Annotated in this window: 17 protein-coding genes; 10 read left to right on the top strand and 7 right to left on the bottom strand. The window is 59.9% G+C overall.

Annotation, left to right across the window (positions count from 1 at the left end; genetic code table 11):
- Positions 1 to 38 precede the first annotated feature (38 nt).
- From TRL7639_RS06245 to TRL7639_RS06210, 8 genes are all read left to right on the top strand, one after another.
- Entirely contained in the window at positions 39 to 989 is a 951-nt protein-coding gene (locus TRL7639_RS06245; protein WP_085794887.1) for a Bug family tripartite tricarboxylate transporter substrate binding protein, read from the top strand.
- Positions 990 to 1,057: 68 nt separating this feature from the next.
- Positions 1,058 to 1,621 carry a hypothetical protein gene (locus TRL7639_RS06240; protein ID WP_085794886.1) on the top strand — a complete coding sequence of 188 codons (564 nt, stop codon included), beginning with the start codon at positions 1,058 to 1,060 and terminating at the stop codon, positions 1,619 to 1,621.
- Positions 1,622 to 3,211, top strand: a complete 1,590-nt coding sequence (locus TRL7639_RS06235) for a tripartite tricarboxylate transporter permease (RefSeq protein ID WP_085794885.1) — start codon at positions 1,622 to 1,624, stop codon at positions 3,209 to 3,211.
- Positions 3,208 to 4,020 (top strand): phosphosulfolactate synthase, encoded by an 813-nt coding sequence (locus TRL7639_RS06230; RefSeq protein ID WP_085794884.1) that lies wholly within the window; start codon positions 3,208 to 3,210, stop codon positions 4,018 to 4,020. The genes TRL7639_RS06235 and TRL7639_RS06230 overlap by 4 nt, the downstream gene beginning before the upstream one ends.
- Positions 4,021 to 4,283: 263 nt before the next feature.
- Positions 4,284 to 4,940 (top strand): paraquat-inducible protein A, encoded by a 657-nt coding sequence (locus TRL7639_RS06225; protein ID WP_085794883.1) that lies wholly within the window; start codon positions 4,284 to 4,286, stop codon positions 4,938 to 4,940.
- Entirely contained in the window at positions 4,937 to 5,548 is a 612-nt protein-coding gene (locus tag TRL7639_RS06220; protein ID WP_085794882.1) for a paraquat-inducible protein A, read from the top strand. Before TRL7639_RS06225 ends, TRL7639_RS06220 begins: the two co-directional genes overlap by 4 nt.
- Positions 5,545 to 7,956, top strand: a complete 2,412-nt coding sequence (locus TRL7639_RS06215) for an MlaD family protein (RefSeq protein WP_085794881.1) — start codon at positions 5,545 to 5,547, stop codon at positions 7,954 to 7,956. The genes TRL7639_RS06220 and TRL7639_RS06215 overlap by 4 nt, the downstream gene beginning before the upstream one ends.
- A gap of 2 nt (positions 7,957 to 7,958) precedes the next feature.
- The gene (locus TRL7639_RS06210) at positions 7,959 to 8,528 is read left to right on the top strand and encodes a PqiC family protein (RefSeq protein WP_085794880.1); all 570 of its coding nucleotides are present in this window, start codon (positions 7,959 to 7,961) and stop codon (positions 8,526 to 8,528) included.
- Between the two features lie 232 nt (positions 8,529 to 8,760).
- Here the strand turns inward: TRL7639_RS06210 and pssA are convergent, their stop codons facing one another.
- The 6 genes from pssA to TRL7639_RS06180 all read right to left on the bottom strand — a co-directional run bounded on the left by pssA (position 8,761) and on the right by TRL7639_RS06180 (position 15,540).
- Positions 8,761 to 9,492: a CDP-diacylglycerol--serine O-phosphatidyltransferase gene (pssA, locus tag TRL7639_RS06205; protein WP_085794879.1), complete on the bottom strand. Its 732-nt coding sequence runs from the start codon at positions 9,490 to 9,492 to the stop codon at positions 8,761 to 8,763.
- The gene (locus TRL7639_RS06200; RefSeq protein ID WP_085794878.1) at positions 9,489 to 10,181 is read right to left on the bottom strand and encodes a phosphatidylserine decarboxylase; all 693 of its coding nucleotides are present in this window, start codon (positions 10,179 to 10,181) and stop codon (positions 9,489 to 9,491) included. Before TRL7639_RS06200 ends, pssA begins: the two co-directional genes overlap by 4 nt.
- 122 nt (positions 10,182 to 10,303) lie before the next feature.
- A complete protein-coding gene (locus tag TRL7639_RS06195) occupies positions 10,304 to 11,725 on the bottom strand; it encodes a cryptochrome/photolyase family protein (protein ID WP_085794877.1) in 1,422 nt (473 codons plus the stop codon).
- A gap of 104 nt (positions 11,726 to 11,829) precedes the next feature.
- Positions 11,830 to 12,600, bottom strand: a complete 771-nt coding sequence (locus TRL7639_RS06190; protein ID WP_085796280.1) for an enoyl-CoA hydratase-related protein — start codon at positions 12,598 to 12,600, stop codon at positions 11,830 to 11,832.
- 1 nt (position 12,601) lies between these two features.
- Positions 12,602 to 13,915, bottom strand: coding sequence for an FNR domain-containing protein (locus tag TRL7639_RS06185; protein ID WP_085794876.1), 1,314 nt, complete (start codon positions 13,913 to 13,915; stop codon positions 12,602 to 12,604).
- A complete protein-coding gene (locus TRL7639_RS06180; RefSeq protein WP_085794875.1) occupies positions 13,915 to 15,540 on the bottom strand; it encodes an AMP-binding protein in 1,626 nt (541 codons plus the stop codon). The genes TRL7639_RS06185 and TRL7639_RS06180 overlap by 1 nt, the downstream gene beginning before the upstream one ends.
- Before the next feature lie 153 nt (positions 15,541 to 15,693).
- On the opposite strand from TRL7639_RS06180, the gene TRL7639_RS06175 reads away from it, so the two are divergent.
- Both TRL7639_RS06175 and TRL7639_RS06170 read left to right on the top strand, forming a co-directional pair.
- On the top strand, positions 15,694 to 16,509 hold the full coding sequence (locus TRL7639_RS06175) for a DUF6502 family protein (protein ID WP_085794874.1): 816 nt from the start codon (positions 15,694 to 15,696) through the stop codon (positions 16,507 to 16,509).
- A gap of 4 nt (positions 16,510 to 16,513) precedes the next feature.
- Positions 16,514 to 17,389, top strand: a complete 876-nt coding sequence (locus tag TRL7639_RS06170; RefSeq protein WP_085794873.1) for a DUF5666 domain-containing protein — start codon at positions 16,514 to 16,516, stop codon at positions 17,387 to 17,389.
- 624 nt (positions 17,390 to 18,013) lie between these two features.
- Here the strand turns inward: TRL7639_RS06170 and TRL7639_RS06160 are convergent.
- Positions 18,014 to 19,396: a S8 family serine peptidase gene (locus TRL7639_RS06160; RefSeq protein ID WP_165759764.1), complete on the bottom strand. Its 1,383-nt coding sequence runs from the start codon at positions 19,394 to 19,396 to the stop codon at positions 18,014 to 18,016.
- Between the last annotated feature and the right edge of the window lie 21 nt (positions 19,397 to 19,417).

Here is a 19,417-nt window from a genome sequence, read left to right as displayed (position 1 = left end):
CGCAGGCTTGTGAAAACCGCGCGTTCAGGGAGGAACACATGAAACGCACACTGAAAGCCGCAATCGCCGCCATCAGTCTGACTGTCACCGCAACCGCAGGCATGGCAGCCGACTGGACCCCGCCCGGCCCCATCAAACTGATGATCGCCTTCCGCGCGGGCGGCGGCGCTGACACTCAGGCCCGCCTGATCGCCGAAGCGCTGGAAGAGAAGATGGGGTGGAAGTTCATCCCCGAGCAGGTCACCGGCAAGGGCGGGTTGAACATGGCCAACACGCTGAAGGGTCAGCCCAACGATGGCACCGCCATCGGCATGGCCGTGACCGAAACCTTTGGCTACAACATGGCCGCCGCCAATGCAGGAATGTCACCCGAGGATTTCACCGGGCTAAGCACGACCGCAGGGTTCCAGATGGGCATCGTAGCCCCGTCGGGCAAAGGCTGGGCCAGCTTTGATGACATGATCGCAGCCGCCAAGGGCGGTGAGGACATCCGCTTTGGCGTCATGAGCCCCAAGCTTGCCGATCTTGCCTACTTGTTGGGCAAGGCGCAGGGCGTCGAGTTCAACATCGTACAAGTCAAGGGCGGCAAGGCCGTGATGAACGGCGTGACCGCTGGTGATCTGGATGTTGGCTTCATGGCAGGTATCCAGGCCAAGGGGGTTGCCGCCGGTGATCTGGTCAACCTGGCGTCGGGCCTGTCGCAGCCGCTAGTACAGACGCCAGATGCACCGACGATGGCTGACCTGGGTGTCGACTTCAACTCGGATGGGTATTTCGTCTTCGTTGGGCCGGCGGGCATGCCCGAAGACGCGCGCAAAGCCCTGTCCGAAGCCATCGCAGCCGTGGCCAACGACGAAAGCTCGAAAGCGGGCGGTCTGATCAAGAAGGCATTTGGCGGCGCATCAACCATCATGGGCGACGACCTGACCCAACTGATGGCAAGCGACTATGCCAACGCGGGCGCGCTTCTGGAGGCGGCCTCGGAATAACACTCCCCAATACTCGCGGGACTTGCCCTGTGGCAGTCCCGCCTTTTTTCTGACGTCAGGGGACAGCCATGCGCCACTCTAACGGCAACCTGATCCTGGGCGGGGTGACCCTTGCATTTGCCTTATTGGTCATCTTCGTCTGGATCCCGCTCGACACCCAAACCGGCCTGATCGAAAAAGTGCGCAGACAGGTCACCATCGGTGACGCGCTTGCTCCGACCATCGCTGCCAGTTTCCTGGCCATTGGTGGGCTCATGCTGGTGCTGTTCGAGCGAAAGGCCGACGACCAACCCAAGGTTTCATCCCAGGATGTGCTTTTCGGCTTGGCGCTGGTCGCCTCCGTCATCGTGTCGGTTCTGGTGATGCGCTATGCGGGCCCGGCAGTGCTTGGCATTTGGAACCTGTTGAGCGGGGGTGAAGCCGAGTATCGCCTGCTGAGGGACACCGCCCCCTGGAAATACATCGGCTTCCTGTTGGGGGGCACGATGATGATCACAATGCTCGTCTCACTGGTCGAAGGGCGCGTGCGCACCAAGACCCTGCTGATCGCATTCATCTCGGTCAGCGTCATGGCCGCGATTTACGACTTGCCGTTCGACGATCTTTTGCTTCCCCCGAACGGAGACGTGTAAATGGGTACGCTTGACTACATCTGGTTGGGTATTCTGGCCGTCTTTCAAGGACCCGAGCTGTTTTCCATCTTTGGCCTGCCAGTCTCTGTCACGCTGGTGATGATCCTCTTTGGCTTTCTGATTGGGATCGCAGTTGGTGCCACACCCGGGCTGGCGGGGCCGATTGCCATGGCCATCGCACTGCCCATCTTGATCTCGATCTTCGGCTACACGCCCGACGCCCTGCTGCCCGTGATGGGTTTCCTGATCGGCGTGATGAAAGGGGCCACCATTGGCGGGGCGGTGCCAGCGATCCTGTTCAACACCCCCGGCACGCCAGATGCCTACATGACCACGCTCGACGGCTATCCGATGACGCAAAAGGGCCAGGCCCGCAAGGCGTTGCGCGTGGCGCATTTCTCATCAGCGTCGGGCGATACGTTCTCGGATATCGTGCTGATCATCTGCGCGCCGTTTCTGGCCCTGCTGGTCGAGGCCTATCTGGATTTCCCGGAAAAGACCGCTCTGCTGATCCTCTCGCTCAGCTTCATCGGCGCCGTCATCGGCGGCTCGCCTGCCAAGGGGGTGCTGTCCACCGGGCTTGGCCTGTTGGCGGTCTACATCGGCACCGGAGAAGATTTTTATCCACGCATGTCGATGGGCAGCGATCACCTGAGCCAGGGCTTTCCAATTGCCACCTCTGTCCTGGGCGTTCTGATCATCGGTGCGGTGTTCAAGGAAATGACCGACCTGTGGCACCAGCAACGCAAGAGCGGCACGCCACCACAATTCACTGACGAGGGCAATCAGCGGCTGACCCGCGCAGAATTTGCTCGACTGCTGCCCTTTGTAGGGCGTTCGGCCTTGATCGGAACCGCAATTGGTGCCCTACCCGGCATCGGATCAACCCTTGCGGCGACCTTGGGCTATACGGTGGGCCGTGCGCGCCACGCCCGCACCAAGACCGCCGACGCCCCGGACTTTGGTGAAGGCGCGCCCGAGGGGATTGCTGCGACCGAGGCTGCGAACTCCTCTGTCTCGGGTGCCAACCTGATCCCGGTGCTGAGCCTGGGCATTCCCGGCAACGCGGCGGCAGTGTTCCTGATCCTTGCCGCAGAAAGCATTGGCGGCTTCAACCCTGGTCCGTCAGTGTTCCGCTTTACCCAGGATGTGGTGAACCCCGAATTGGTCATCGCCTTTGGCCTGTTCACCGCGATGTTCATTGCCAATGCGCTGAACTGGACCATCGGAGGCCTCTTCATGCGCTCGATGGGCATCATGGTGCGCATTCCAAAACACATCCTGCTGCCCACCGTCCTGCTGCTGACCCTGACCGCGATCTACGTGCAGGAAACCCGGATCGAGGCGATCTGGTTTGCGCTTGGCTTTGGCGCACTGGGCTATGTGATGCGCCTGCTGGCGATATCGCCCCTGCCCTTCGTGATTGCCTTTATCCTGGGCGGCAAATTGGAAGAGAGCGCACGCCAGGCTTTTGCCGCCACGGGTGGGGACGCCTGGTTCCTGTTCAGCTCTCCCGTTTCCATCCTCTTCATCGCGGCTTCGGTCGGGATAGTTCTTTTCTCCGCACGCAAAAAGAGACACATCACATGACGCATCTTGCCTTTGACCAAATCCCAGTTCCTGACCGCGCGGCCAAGCCGCGGCGCACGGGTTTAACGATGATGATTGATTGGGGCATTCCCCTGGCGCAGCAGGCTGACATCATCGCCAGTCAGGGCCATCTGGTCGACAAGGCCAAGGTCGCTGGCGGAATTCCCCGGTTCATGCCGCGCGAGTTGTTGCTCGAGAAACTTGCGGCGTACAATGCGGCCAACATCTCGACCGCCAATGGCGGCTTGTTCACCGAATTGGCGCTGGCACAGGGTACCTTTGACGCGCTGTTACGCGAAATGGCCGACGTTGGGTTTGCTTCCGTAGAGGTGTCCGAAAACCTGCAACCGCTGAGCGCGATGGACAAGACCAACGCAGTGCGCCACGCAAAGCAAAGCTATGGCCTGGACGTGTTGGGAGAAGTCGGTCGCAAGGAAGGCGAGATGACCGATGACGAGATCATGGAAGACGTCGAGATCTATCTGAATGCCGGCGTCTCCTCGGTTTATCTCGAGGCCAACGAATTGTTTGACGGGGACCACGCGCGAGACGGGCTGATCCGCCGCCTGGCCGAGAGCTTCCCGCCCGAGGCGTTGATCTTTGAGCTGCCTGTGGATGTGCTTCCCGGCATTACGAAGGCCATCAAACACAAAACCGCATCCCAATTGGTAGCGACCCTGGGCACTGAGGTGAATCTGGCCAACGTGGAACACGACGAGATCTACCTTCTGGAATGCCTGCGCCGAGGTGTTGCCGGCGACACCCGCCACGCGGCGGGCGCCTTCCGGTTGGCGGGCATCGGCGCCTGATCCCATCTGAACCACCCCACCTCGAAGCACTCCCGCCCGTCGTCAACGCCCCTGGCGGGACGTCTCCTCCCGTTGGGCCAGGCTCAGACGGGCTTTGCCCTTCTGAGCCTGGCCCCCTGCCGTCCGCAGGACGCAAGGCCGATAGGCCGCGCAGCTTGGGCACCCCTCCAAAATGGATGACTCTGCGGTCCTAACCGTTTATCTCTCATTGGGATCGGCTTTGTTCGGCATAGGTGTTTTTCAAGGGTTTCTTCCGACGCGGCATGACAGATCAAAGCAACGACACCTACAAGGAACTGTTCCGGCAAAACCCCGACGGCCTGATTGCCTGCCCGGCCTGCGATACCCTGCACACGGCGGTTCCCGTTCAGGCCGGACACATCGCGCGCTGCACGCAGTGCCATTTCAAGCTGATGGATCCCAAGCCCGATACGCTAACACGGACCATTGCCCTGTCGATCACCGCCTCAATCCTGATGATCACCATGCTCTGTTTCCCGTTCCTCACGATTTCACAGGCAGGTCTGACTGGCGAGGTGTCGATGCTCGAGATCGTCTTTGACCTGTCGCACGGCTGGTACAACATCCTGGCCGTCATGGTTGCGGCCTTTGTTCTGGCTTTGCCTATCGTGCGCATGATCGCGTTGATCTATGTGATGTGGCCCCTGCATCAGGGACGCCCGCCACCGCCTGCCGCGCAGCAGATCTTTCTCTTTGCCGAAAAGCTCAACCCCTGGGCCATGACCGAGATCTTCATTGTCGGCACCGTTGTCGCCCTGATCAAGATGATGGGGCTGGCGACCATCGGCTTTGGCACAGCCTTTTGGCTGTTTTGCGGGTTGGTCGTTGTCGTCGCACTCAAGAACGCGGCCGTCTGCCGCTGGACCGTCTGGTCCCTGATCCGAAAGTCGCCCTCTTGACCCGCGCCATCGACATGGGATGGATCGGGTGCCACACCTGCGGCACCGTGCATGAGGGTGATCAGACCCACTGCCGCACCTGCTCGGCTACGCTGCACAGTCGGTTGCCTTATTCCTTGCAACAGACTTGGGCCTGGTTGCTCACCGGGGCACTGTTCCTGATCCCCGCGAACATGCTGCCCCTGTTGTCAAACCTGGTGCTGGGCCACAACGAGGGCCACACCATCGCCGAAGGCATCGCCATCTTCTTTCAGACTGGCGATTATTTCGTTGCCGTCGTGATTCTGGTTGCCAGTCTGCTGATCCCGTTCAGCAAAATTTTTGTGATTGCGATCCTGGCCCTCAGCATCCAGTTCCGCTGGAACCTGAACAACAAGACGCGCCTGCTCCTCTACGAGTTCGTCGAGTTCATTGGCCGCTGGTCGATGATCGACGTCTTCGTCGTGGCCCTCTTGGCCGGGCTGGTCAAACTGGGCGCCGTCATCTCGATCTTGCCGGGTGCGGGCGCGATCTGCTTTGCTCTTTCCGTGATTTTCACCATGATTGCCGCGCTGCGCATCGATTCCAAGATGATCTGGGACGCGCCGCCCGAGGACCCGACTGAATGACCCAAGATCAAATCCGCCAGCCCGAAATGCATCAGCGCAAGTCTCGCCTGTTCGGGGGGATATCTCTGGTATGGACAGTTCCGATTGCCGCAATGATTGGCGCCTTGGGACTGGCTTGGAACGCTTACAATGAACGCGATGTCGAAGTTGAAATTCAATTCGCCGAGGCTGAAGGGATCGAACCCGGCAAAACCCAGATCAAGTTTCGCAACCTCGTGGTCGGTACGGTGGCGGACATGCGGTTTTCGGACGACCTGCAGAACGTCATTGTCGAGGCCGACATTCACCGCGACATGGAACGCTATCTGGATGCGGATACACGGTTCTGGCTGGTTACAGCGCGGGTCACGGCATCAGGTGTCACGGGGTTGAACACGCTGCTGTCGGGGGCCTACATCAATGTGGACTGGGATGCGACCCAAGGGACCGAGGCGCGCAAATTCGTGGCGTTGAAAGAGGCTCCGGTGATCCAACCTGGCGCCAAAGGGACCGAAGTTATTCTGAGCAGCCCCAAAACCGGCTCGGTCTCGGTCGGAGCGCCTGTTCTGCACAAGGGCGTCACTATGGGAACCGTCGAGGCGGTTGATTACGACGAGCCCTCGGACAGTGTGCGCATAACCGCCTTCATCAATGCGCCCCATGATCGGCTTATCAACACCGGCACACGTTTCTGGAACGCCTCGGGCATCAATGTCGAGTTGAACGACAAGGGCTTGCAACTGAATGTCGGCAGCCTGTCGTCCGTTCTGCAAGGCGGGGTGGAGTTCGACACCACCCGATCAGGGGGCCAACCCATCAAGCAAAAGGCGGTATTTGACCTTTATGCGACCAAGGCGTTGGCCGAAGACAGCCGATTGGACGATAACCTGCGCTCTACCGTAACCCTTTCATCCTCGTTCGAGGGGTCGCTCAAAGGGTTGTCCGAAGGATCCGAAGTTCTATTTCGCGGACTCAAGGTTGGCCTTGTCACAAACCTGTCAGCCATAACGGAGATCAACGACGAAGGCGCGCCGGAAATCCGCATTCTCGCCTCATACACGGTGCAGCCCAACCGGTTGGGGTTGAATGACATCGAGGATTCCGAAGAAACGCTCAGCCTCATCGCCGCGATGGTCGACGCCTCGGGCCTGCGGGCGCGGTTGATGCCGAACTCCTTCCTCTCCGGGGGGCTGCATATCGAATTGTTCGAAGTCCCCGACGCGACACCTGCGACACTGGATATCGACGCCACCCCCAACCCGATCCTCCCGTCGATCCCCACCCCAGCCGACACACTATCGGTTGCAGCCGAGGGTGTGCTGGACCGGGTAGCGCAACTGCCCATCGAAGAGCTGATGGACCGCATCATCCACCTGGTGGGCGATGTGAATGAAATTCTGTCTGACGAAAACACAAAAGCGATCCCAGCGGACGTGCGCACCTTGTTGGAGAACGTGAACACCGTGGCCGCATCCGAAGGCATCCAATCCCTGCCGGATGAGTTGAGCGGCACTGTCGCCTCGGTGCGGGATATTCTGCAACGCTTTGACGAAGCTCAGGGCGTCGACAACATGGTTGGCGCGCTCAAAGATCTTCGCACAGCAGTTGCCAATATCTCGACCGCGTCCGAGACGCTGCCTGAATTGCTTACGGACATTGATCAGTTTGTGGACAAGGCCAATGGATTGCCGCTGAACGATCTGGTCACATCCGCCGACGACGTTCTGAAATCTGCGGATCATTTCATCAGCAACGAAGACATGGACAAGATCCCCGGCGCCTTGTCCGGTGCGCTGGATCAGGCCAAGCTGACATTGGAAGACTTGCGGGGAACGGTCACGCGGGTCGACAGCATCCTGACGGACATCGACGAGTCAAACGCGGTGGCCAATGTCGTGTCCGCCCTGGAGGATGTCAAAACCGCCGCCGCCAATGTCTCGACCGCAAGTGACGGCTTGCCCAAGCTGGTGGATGATATCGACGGACTGGTGAACAAGGCCAACGACCTGCCCCTGGACAGCCTTGTGACCTCGGCTGACCAGGTGCTTCAGTCAGCGGATGATCTGCTCAACAACGAAGACATGGACAAGGTGCCCGGGGCCTTGGCCGGGGCCTTGGATGCGGCACAGGCGACGCTGAACGAATTGCGCGAAGGCGGCGCGGCCGAAAATCTGAACCGGACCCTGCAGTCGGCCAGCACGGCTGCCGACAACATTTCCGCGGCCGTCAAGGACCTGCCCAAGCTGGCCGATCAATTGGAGCAATTGGCAAATACGGCCGAGGCCACGATTGGCGCCTATGGCCCCAATTCGCCTGTCAACCGCGAGGTGCAGGCCGCCATTGCCGATCTGCGGAAAACGGTCAATTCTCTGAACTCGCTGGTGCAGGCCATCCGCCGCAAACCGAACTCTCTATTGGTAGGACGTTGAACATGAACCGCCTGATCCGCCCCCTTTTTGTTGCGACGCTTGTTTTGGCGGGATGCAGCGGCCCGGTCGAACGTTACCTGCTGCCCGAGATCACCGGTGTGAACACCTATCGCACCGGTGTACGCACGGTCGAGGTCAGCACGCTGGACCTGCCTGCCTATGCCGAAGACACCGAGATTTCACTGCAGGGTGAGGATGGTGTCCTGCGCCCAACCAAAAGCGGGTTCTGGGCCGATGAACCGGACCGTGCCTTGACCGAGTTGCTGGCGGCTGGCCTGGACCTGGCCTTGTCGTCGAATGTCGCGGCAGAGCCTTGGCCCTTCGATACGCCGCCTGACGTTCAAGTGACGGTTAAGGTCGGCAAACTGTCCGGGGTGCCAGGGCAAGATCTGCGTTTTACCGGGCAGTATTTCCTGACATCACCCGCCCATGGGCATCTGGAGAAAGCCTATCGCTTCGCCTATTCGGTGCCGATGGCAGACGACAGCGTTGCCGCGGTAGCGACAGCGCAGAGCAACGCGATGAAGCTGCTTGTCAACGACGTTGCCAAGCGGATCGCTACAGGTCGCTAACCAAGTTTTGTTGAATGAGGGGGGCTCCCGCCCGTCGGACGTGCATCAAAGATGCACGTCTCCCGTTGGGCCGGGCCTCGCCTTCGGCTCGGCGGGTGCGTCCGGATGCGGCCGCCGAGCCGAAGGCGAGGCCCGGCCCAAAGCCGTTAGCGGTGCTGGCGCAGCCAGGATCGCTCGGGTGCGGGAGTGCCCCCTTCATCGAAAACGCAGACCGGATTAGATCGATGACAGCCTATCGAAAGTGCCGCGCCAAAAATGGGATCGACAACAGGTAGACCGCCGCCAAGAGAACGAAAGCATACCAAGTCACCGACATCATCAGCAGCAAAGCCACCAATCCCAGAACCGCGACCGCGCGTGACCCTGCGGTTTGAATCGAGACCATTTTAGGCGAGAACGTCGGGATCCGGCTGATTGCCAGATAGCTGACTCCTGCCAGATAGAACACAAAGATATAGTGGAAAAACTGGGTCGCGATGAAACCGCATTGCAGCAAGTAGATCGGCATGAGAGCAAGAAAGGCAATTGCTGGCGCAGGCACCCCAGTGAATACCGGTTGTCCAGAATCTGCCGTTTCTGCACCGGACACATTAAAGCGCGCAAGCCGTAACATGCAGCACACGACAAGCAGCATGCAGGCAACCCAGCCCAAACCGCTCATATCTGTTCCGTGAAACATGAAGGTATAGACCAGCATCCCCGGTGCGATACCAAAGCACAGGAAATCAGCCAGCGAATCCAACTCGGCCCCGAAATGGCTTTCGGCGTTCAAATGCCGTGCTGCGCGGCCATCCAGACCATCCAGGACAATCGCGATCAGGATGAAATAGATCGCAGGCTCCACCCGGTCGGTCAGCGTCATCCGCAGCGACGTCAGCCCCGAACACAGCGACAGGATCGTCAATGCATTGGGGATGTTGCGCTTGAACGGACCGCCTTGCGGCCAGGGTGAGCGTGAATTCATACCATATTTCCCGATCGTCTCGTCTGCTCTCCGGCCAGCTCGGCCAGAATGGTCTCGCCGGCGGTTGTTGTCTGCCCCAAGGTGACCAGAGGTTGTACTCCGGGCGGCAGGTAGATGTCGAGTCGGCTGCCAAAGCGGATCAGACCGAACCGTCCGCCCGTGGTAACACGTTCGCCCTCTTTCACGAAGCAGACAATGCGCCGTGCAACCAGACCTGCGATCTGGACCACGGCAATATCGGTGCCATCGTCGCGACGAATGGCCAGCACGTTGCGCTCGTTGTGCTCACTGGCCTTGTCCAGCGAGGCATTCACGAACTTGCCGTGGTGATAGACGATCTTGCTGATGGTGCCGGAAAACGGCGCGCGGTTCACGTGGCAATTGAACACGTTCATGAACACCGACACGCGCACACGCGGCTCATCCCCCATTTCCAACTCGGGCGGGGCCACGGTTTCGGTGATCAGGGACACCACCCCATCGGCCGGTGACACAAGTAAGGTGTCATCCAAAGGGACCGAGCGCACAGGATCGCGGAAGAAGTAATAGCACCAAACCGTCAGCCCCAGGCCGAGCCAGAAAAGCGGCGCGAACAGCAAGCCTGCCGCAACGCTAATAGCCGCAAAAGTAGCCACAAACTTGCGGCCTTCGGGGTGCATCGGCACCGCCACGATCTTAAGCATGTTCATCGAGGAACCTTTGCCAATCTTGAGGAGTCAGTTGCCTCTGTCATCCAGACAAATCGTGCCAATGGCAACAGGAAGATGACGGTTTTTTGACAATAGCCCTGCGTTGCATGCGCAAAGGTCACCTATTCCCGAGCCGCATAGGCATCCAGCGCCCTTCTGCGCCCCTCTGCCAGTTCGACCACGGGATTGGGATAGAGATCGCTGGGGCACAGTGCCCACCCCTGGGGGCAAGCTTGATAGAATGCCAATCCTTGCGGAGACGGCTGCGGTGACAGTTCAGCCACAAAGGTGTTGATGTAAGTACGATCCCCATCGAATTTTGATGCCTGTGTTTCCGGGTTGAACACCCGAAAATAAGGGGCCGCATCCGGGCCAGAGCCTGCCACCCATTGCCACCCCATCGCGTTTGCGGCTGGATCCCAATCGATTAGGCAGTCCTGAAACCAGCGCTGACCGATCCGCCAATGCGTCATCATGTGTTTCGTCAGATAAGACCCCACAATCATGCGCCCGCGGTTGTGCATGGTTCCGGTCACATAAAGCTCTCGCATCGCAGCATCGACCAGCGGTATCCCCGTGCGCCCCTGTTTCCAGCGCAAGACGTCAACATCCTCCTCCTCGGACCAGGGGAAACTGTCCCACTCAGGCCGCCAATTGTCGGTGACGATATGCGGTGTGTGATAAATCAGGTGATGGGCGAACTCGCGCCAGACCAGTTCCTTGAGGAATTTCTCGGCCCCCTGTCGCCCTTCTTGCAAGACGCGTTGTCCGGCATGCCAGATCGTGCGCGGACCGATCTCTCCCCAGGCCAGGTTTTCCGACAGGCGCGAGGTCGCATCCATCGACGGGAAATCCCGGTTCTTGGCGTAGTCATCCACGCGCGCCGCCAGGAATGTGGTCAGCCGGTCATGCGCGCGGCCCTCTCCGACGCAGGCGAATTGGGCCAAAACCCCGGCACCTCGGTTCATTGCGGCACCTAGAGCCCAGGTGTCCAAGTGATCGCTGACAGGCCAGTTTGCAGGCGACATCAGACTGCGCGGCGCCGGATCGGGAACCGGCACGTCCGTACCGCGAACAGCGCGCCACATGGGCGAGTAGACCTTGAAGAAGCCGCCGGCCTTTGTGGTGACGGTCCAGGGCTCGAACAGGACAAGCCCCGGAAAGCTGCGGGCAACAATATCGGATCCTTGCAATGTCGATTTGACGTCGGTGTCGCGCGCAATGGCGTCGGGGTCATAGGCGCGCGTCCACCAGACATCACCTGCCCCGGTTTCCTGCACCAGTTGTTGCAACACGCCAAGCGCTCGCCCCCGACGCAGGATCAGTCGGGAGCCAAGCGCTTGAAGTGTTTTGGAAAAATGCGCCACCGCCTCGCCCCAACGCCATTTCGGCGCGGCGCCATAACCCTCGACCACCTCGTCCAGAATGCAGACCGGGATGACGGGGCGTCCCTGCCGGGCAGCCTCGGCCAAGGCGGGATGGTCTGACAGGCGGAAATCCCGGCGGAACCACAAAAGAATGGGGGATGTGTCGCCTGCCTGCATGATCTGGTGGTCCCTTTTGCTGCCCGGCTTTGGGCCGTTTGGAACCAGATAGAGTGCTACTGCGAAAGCGCCAGCCTCGATTGCAGGGCTGGCGCGGAACTTTGTTATTTGCCGTTGAACACAGGGTCGCGTTTTTCCAGGAACGCGGCCATGCCTTCGCGCTGCGACGGCAGCCCATACAGCGCATGGTACATCTGCCGCTCGTAGCGCACGCCTGTGTCCAACGTCGATTGCTCGGCCATGTTGACACAGGCCCGTGCCATCAGGGCAATATCGCGCGGGTAGCCCGCGATGGTTTCGGCCACCTCTGCCGCCACCTGCATCAGATCATCGCCGGGCACCACGCGGCTGACCAGCCCGATGTCCATGGCTTCGCCCGCGTCGATCATCCGCCCTGTCAGGATCATGTCCATCGCCCGCGCCCGCCCGATCAGTCGGGTCAGGCGTTGGGTGCCGCCAATGCCGGGGATGCAACCGATCTTGATCTCGGGCTGACCGAACCGGGCCTTGTCCGAAGCGATCAGGATGTCGCACATCATCGCCACCTCGCACCCACCCCCAAGGGCATAGCCCCCGATGGCCGCGACCTTGGGCAGGCGCAGCGCGGCAAAGCGATCCCATCCCGCAAAGAAATCGCTGGCCTGCATGCTGCTGTAGTCCTGCTCCGCCAGCTCGCCAATGTCGGCCCCGGCGGCAAAGGCGCGGCCCTTTCCGGTCAGGATCAGGCAGCCGATGCTAGGGTCAGCGTCAAAGTTGGTGGCAGCTTGCAGAACCTCCTCCATCACTTGGGTGTTCAGCGCGTTGAGGTGATCGGGCCGGTTGAACCGGATCACAGCGACCCGGCCCTGCGTTTCGGTTTCGATTGTCTCAAACATCTCAGCTGTCCCAGATTGCGCCATAGGCGGGGATGCCCAGGCTTTCCATGTCATGCACCACCTTGCGCGTCAGCTTCTGGTTCGAGATCACGATGACCGCCTCGGCCCCGCTGTCCTGCACCGCCTTGAGCGCCAGGGCCGTGAGGTTTGGCTTGCCGCGTTCGTCCGTGTCCCAGATCAGAGGGTCGTCGGTGTGTGCCTCGATCTCGTCCACCAGCGCGTCGCCATAGGTCTTGCGTGGGCTGCGCGTGGACCAGATGAGCTTGTTGGGAACCTCGCCCGCCAGCAGGTGCGGCAGGATAGGTCCGATGCCCGAGCCAGTGCCAACGTAAACCACCTTTTTGAACAGCACCTCGATCCGGGCGACGCCGCTGGTGGTGATGCCCTTGACCCAGACCTTTTCCGGCGGATTGTCGATAAAGGCCCCGGTCCAGTCCCCTGCCCGACTGATCGCGAGCCTGTAGCCGGGCTCGTTCGGGGCCGGGATATTGGCAAAGCTGTGGTATTCGCCAAAAGGCGTGTGACTGATCGCGTTCGAGCTGCCAGGAAACGGCGTATCGCCATAGTTGAACCGGGCAATCACCGCGTGGTTCGACGGTTTCACGATCTCGACCTCTACTCGTTTCAGCGTCAGCCAGGGCGACACAATGGACAGCGTGATCAGACACAGCATCCAGAACGCCGGCGTCTCGGTCAAAACCGCACCGCTGTCGTGGGTGATCGACACGGTTTGCGCCCAGAACAGCGCCAAAACCGTCCAGCCGACAAAGCGGTGGATCTTTTCAAAGGTATTGTGAAACTTTGCCCGGATCGGCCCAATGGCCGAGATCACCATCAGCGTCATCAGCGTAACCATCGCCACACTTAACCCAAGCGTCAGGTCAGAGGGTAACGCGGCCCCCTGCGCTCGGTTCCAGACCATGCCGCCAAGAAGGGCCGCAAACCAGATCGTGCCTGCGACGGTTCCGCCCGAATGCAGACCGCCGAAATGAAACACCTTGCCAGCGCCCCAGCGGATCCAGAGCGGCCAGCTGACAGGCACGCGGGTGGCCAGCCAAAAGAGCGCGTTCACCACCCGCTGCTGCCGGATCAGAATGCCAAGGCTCAGGTTGATCAACGCCATATCGGCGAGGGCCGCCAAAGCAATGCCATTCCCGTCGAACCACCGCCCGTCTTGCAGGCCCAAGCCAAAAACGGTCAGGTTCACGATGGCAACAAGGAACACCAGACGGCGATACTCCATCAACGCGGGATGGCGGGTCACTCGGCGCCAGTTTGGCGACGCCGTTTCCAGGTTTGTTGTCTGTGTCGTCATCAGTTCAACTCCACACCGGTGGTTTCGATGTGCTGAGCCGCCATTTTCAGCAGCAAACGCTTGTCCAGCTTGCCGCGTGCGGTGCGGGGCAGACCGTCCAGCGGTATGACAAATGTGGGGCTGCAATAGTACGGCAGGCGCTCGGCCACTGATGCGGCAGCGCGTTTGGGACAGGCCCAGACCGGAGAGATGAAGCTGACCAGATTGCGGTTGTCGAATTTCAACGTCACCGCCTGTTCGCAGCACTCTGACGCCTCCAATGCGCCGGACACGCTATCCAGTTCCACGCGGAAACCGCGCACCTTGACCAGATCGTCGACGCGACCGAAATGCTCCAACTCTCCGGTTTCGGTCCAACGGCCCAGATCACGGGTGCGGAACATCATGTGGCCGGGGCGGAACGGATCGGGGCGATAGCGATCCGCCGTCAGTTCCGGGTTGGCGAGATAACCGACCGTGACACAGTCGCCGCCCGCCCACATCTCTCCCTTGTGACCGATGGGAAGCGGGCGCAGCTGTTCGTCCAGAATGTAGACGGTGTTGTTTGGCGTCGGGCGCCCGATGGACAGCACCGGCTTGTCGGGCGCGTGCGGCTCGGCGGTGTTGATGATCGTCGTTTCGGTCGGTCCGCAGGAATTGTAGAAAGTGCATAACGACGACCATGTGTCGGCCAGCGGGCGCGGGCAAGGTTCGCCCGCCACGGCGGCCACTTTGATCTGCTGACACCGGTCGGCGTCCAGCGAGTTCAGGATTGAAGGCGTGGCGATCAGCACATCGACCACCTCGGCCGTCTCTTGGATGGATTTGCCCCGGATCACCAGAGTTGCACCGTTGGACAGAGCCCCCAGCGTTTCCCACGCGGCCATGTCAAAGGCGATGGACAGGATCTGCCCCACCCGCATCCCCGGGACCATGCCCAGATCCCCCGGAGACGTCAGCAGGATGTTGGCCAGATTGCCGTGGGTCACCTGAACCCCATTTGGCACCCCCGTTGTACCCGAAGTGAAAAGGATCATCGCCAGGTCTTGCGGTCGGGCCGCGTGTTTCACCAGATCCGGCGCGGGCGCGTCCAGCATCGGGTCGAACATGATCGTGTCGATGGTGATCAGGGTTTGATGAGGTGCAACCGGGATCTGATCCGCCAAGCTGCTGAGGCTCAGAATGACTTTGGCGTCGGTCACATCCGCGATGTGGCGCAGCATCTCAACCGGAGCCACCCCCACGTGCTGCGGCACATAGGCCGCGCCAAGTTTCATGGCCGCGACAATGCCCACAATCATTTCAATCGAGCGGTGCAGATAAAGGCAGACGGCATCTCCGCGTCCAACCCCATACAAGGTCAGCACTGCAGCCAGTCGGTTAGATGCCTCGTCCAGCGCCTGATAATTCAGCGCGTGGCCCGCGCATTCGACGGCCACACGCTCGGGCTGGGCCTGCATCTGATGACGCAGGGCATCGGCGATGGTCGCGTGGCGCGGCGGGATGTCTGGCCCCCACCCAAACGACAGAAACTGGATCTGGTCCTGCTGACTAAGCCTGGACAGCCCCGTCAGGCAGCGCTCCCCTGCGTCCGAGTGGCTGAGCGGCTGGAACTCTTTCAGATAATCAATCGCAACATCTTGCATGACGCTCTCCCTTTGGTTGATGGATCACGTCCATTTGATAATGGGAATATTTCCCATTAGAATACACAAAACCTCACAAGCCCGTCACGAAACCGTTGAATGAGTAAACAGAGTATTAATGATAAGGCGGTCCAAACCTCGTAGAGTCTCCAGATGTCCACACCCGCCCCCACAGACCCTTTCGAAGCCGCGCTTGCCGCGCTTCTTGTGCCCCTGGCCCGTGCCATGCTGGCAAATGGGGTTACCTTGGGAACGGCCAACGAAGCGCTCAAGCAAGCTCTTCTTACAGCGGCGGATCGAGAGTCAGAGGCTCCGCTGAGTGACAGCCGGATCAGCCTGATGACTGGACTGCACCGAAAAGACGTAAAACGATTGCGATCATCCTCACTCGACACCCCCCATAGACGCCGATCCAGCGCCGCTGCCCAGGTGATCAGCCATTGGGCCACGTCTCCGGATTATCAGGCTGCCGACGGAACGCCCCGAGATTTACCCCGCAAATCGAACGGCGATCATCCTGGGTTTGATGAGCTGATCCGACGGGCTCATATCGACATGGCTCCGGGCACCGTTCTGCGCACGTTGATGGATCAAGGGATCGTGGCCGAGACGGCAGATGGCGACTATCGTCTACTCACTCACGCGTTCCTGCCCGCAGCTGGAACCCAAGAACAGGTCGCAGCCTATCAGGCGACCCTGTCGGCGCATCTTGAGGCGGCCACGCAAAATCTGATCGCCAAGGCAGGTGAGGCGCGCAACTTCGACCGCGCGGTACGGTACTCTCACCTCTCAGAAACCTCGATTGCGGACCTTGAGGCATCAGCAAGTGCAATGGCGCAGGAGATGTTGCAGACGATCAACGCTCAGGCGCGCGCTGCACAAGAAGCTGACAGCAGTGCGACACATCAAGGTCGATTTGTCGTGGGCAGTTACATCCTTGGGACCCCAGGTCCGGGCAAAAAGGAGTAAGCCCGTGAACCTGCGCACGCTTCTTATCGGCCTATTTCTTGCTACGTCGCTGCCGGCCCTGGCCCAGGAAGACGAAGACCGCGAGGGCGGAATAATCGGCACCGGCATCGTTGGCACCATCACCGAGCTTGGAAGTATCATCGTCAATGGCCAGCGCATCATCTTTGATGGCGACATGCCGGTGGCAGGATCTGTTCCGGAAATGACCGCCAAAGACCTCACACCGGGTTTGACCGTAGCCGTGGTTGCGACGCCAAACGGAGATGACTGGCAGGCTCGCGACATACGCCAAATCCTACCCTTGGTGGGACCTGTAACCTCAGTCGCCCTGGATCACCTGGTTGTGCTTGGCACCAAAGTCATCATCGGCACGTCAGAACATGATTTGAACACTGGCGATTGGGTTGCAGTCAGTGGCCTGTGGCGCGGTCAGGACGTTGCGGCATCGTCCTTTGCGCGCCTGCCGCACACGTCTAAAATCGCCAGAATCAGCGGCACGTTCCTGACGACCGATGCGCAGGGTCGAGCCGTCATTGGCAACACGCCCATCACCTCGATCACGCCCACACATCTGTCTACAGGTGATTTGGTTCGTGTCGAGGGCATCCCAATCGGCAACACCATTCAAGCGTTGCGTTTGGAAACAGGCCTGTTCGACCAACCTGTCAGCCTTGTTCAAATCGAAGGGTATTATTCTCCGCCTCAACCGGATGGGCTTTATACCGTTCTGGGCAGCGGGTTAGTCGCTTACACGGAAATGCCCGAGATGATCTCTCAGACAGATCGTGTTGTTGCTTGCGGCGCGGATGGAGCGCTTGGCGTCGACGGTGAACCCCACTTGAGCGCGCAAACCGACCTCGGCCTGGATTGTCGACCCTAGGTACAGGACCCACTAATCCTGTATCGCCGTCGCAACATGGTTTGCCCACCTAAGCGGGCAAACACAGGAGCATCACAAAATCCCTATCCCTTGGGGGGTGGCGCCGGTGGCGGTGCCGTCTTGGGTGGCGGAGGTGGCGGGTTCTTGGGTGCGTTTGAGTTGTTCTTAGGCGGTTGATCCTTGGGGGGCGGCGGGCCCGGCGGCGGCGGGTTCTTAGGCGCGTTCGCGTTGTTGTTCGGCGGGGGATCTTTTGGCGGCGGCGGCGCGGGTGGTTTTGGCTTGGACCCTTCGCCTGCTGGCGGTGTTGCGGCAGCATTTGAATTGTCCGAAGTCTGCGCTATCGAGCCACCAGCAAAGATCATACTCGCGATGATAGCTGTTGCAGAAAGTAATTTTGGTATTGGCATTTGAAAATCCTCGCACAGGGCACACAATAATGTGATCAGTTTAGTCGATCGACAATTTGTATCAATACTTATCAATATCTGAGCAATTCCTTCGCCGCAGCTGACCAGGCCCCTGCGGTACAACTCAGGTCAATGCGCACATGCTGTTCCGGGGGACCAACCACATGATCGATACCCCAACTTTAGCCAGCCGACATTCGGCGAACCGCCCAACTTCTCAGTTCGTCAGCCCCGAGATGGCCACCACTGCGCTTGGAATGCCCGCGCCAAAGACACTGTCTTTGCCCGGCGTGCCCAGATCGGTCGCGCTGTTCTCCAAAAGTGCTCTTAAGGTCGCATAGTCAGCACCCGGATTTGCGGACAAGGTCAATGCTGCGATCCCGCTGATGTAGGCTGTTGCCAATGAGGTCCCCGAGGACGTTCGGAACCCAGAGGAATTCCCCAGCACCAGAAGCCCCACGCCCGGCGCCGCAATATCGACGTGATCGCCCGTGTTGGCATTGGCGTAAACCGCGTTTTCAGTGTCGGTTGCGGTCACCGCGATCACCTGCTCGTAGCCGGCAGGGAAAAGCGTTGCAGCATCTGGACCTTCATTGCCCGCTGCAGCAACCGGAAGAACATTACGTTTTTTCGCCCCTTCCATGGCGCGCTTCAACAAAGGGTCGGCTGGACCAGCAAAGCTCATGTTCAGAATGTCGACTTTTTCTTTGTGGGCAATGTTTGTTGCTTCTAGAATTGTCCAGGTGTTGCCAACTGTGTTGCCTGACGCGTCTTTGGAAAAGGCTGCAATACTGACAACTTCTGCGCCAGGTGCTACTCCAGTCAGCTTGGCATTTGCAGCTAGGATCCCCGCGATCGACGTCCCGTGCGGATCGACGTTGCCCCCCCCGTCCGAGACATCAAACGAAGAAATGCGTGCCCCTGAAAACTCGGCATGAGTCCCATCGACGGCAGTATCGACGACAGCTATCCGAGTGTTGCTACCTGTCGTGCGTGCATGGGCTTCGCTCAAACCGACCTTGTCATTGCCAAATTGAGGAAGTTTGCGAACACCGTCGCTTTGCTGCAGCGTATAGAGATAATTCGGCTGAGCGTTCACGACTGCGGCGTTGGCCTCTAATCGTTCGATCACTGTGCGCACATCGACACCTGGTGAAAGCCGGTAGCGATGGACCGTCACCCCAGGCCAGAAAAACGTCCGCCCTTGCAAATGCGTCATGCCCAAGCTGCGCACCGCGCGATTTCGTGCCCCGGACGTTGAAGACAACTGGAACCGGACGATCACTTCATTGGCGATGAACCGTGTCTCTTCGGCAGGCGGTTGCCCACTTGGCGCTGTTTCCACCACACGAGGAGCGCGTGTTTGCGTTCGTCTCGCTGGTTTCGGTGCTGCAGCCGCCGGTTTCTGCGTCGTTGCCCTCGTCGTGGTTCGGGCCGGTTTCGCCTCGCGTTGAGGCTTGGCAGGTTTGGTCGACGGCCTGAATTCAACGGCCTCGCCGCCACCATCCTCTGCAAGAACAACTAGTCCGGGCAGAGCCATCGCAAAAGCCAGCACAAGAACACCAACGTTACGGTTCGCTTTGCGGGTAACAGATTTCAACACGTTCGTCCCTCCCACCAT

Source organism: Falsiruegeria litorea R37, assembly GCF_900172225.1.
Taxonomy (GTDB): Bacteria; Pseudomonadota; Alphaproteobacteria; order Rhodobacterales; family Rhodobacteraceae; genus Falsiruegeria; species Falsiruegeria litorea.
The sequence above is the reverse complement of the archived record's forward strand: the minus strand, read 5'-3'. Positions and strand labels throughout refer to the sequence as shown.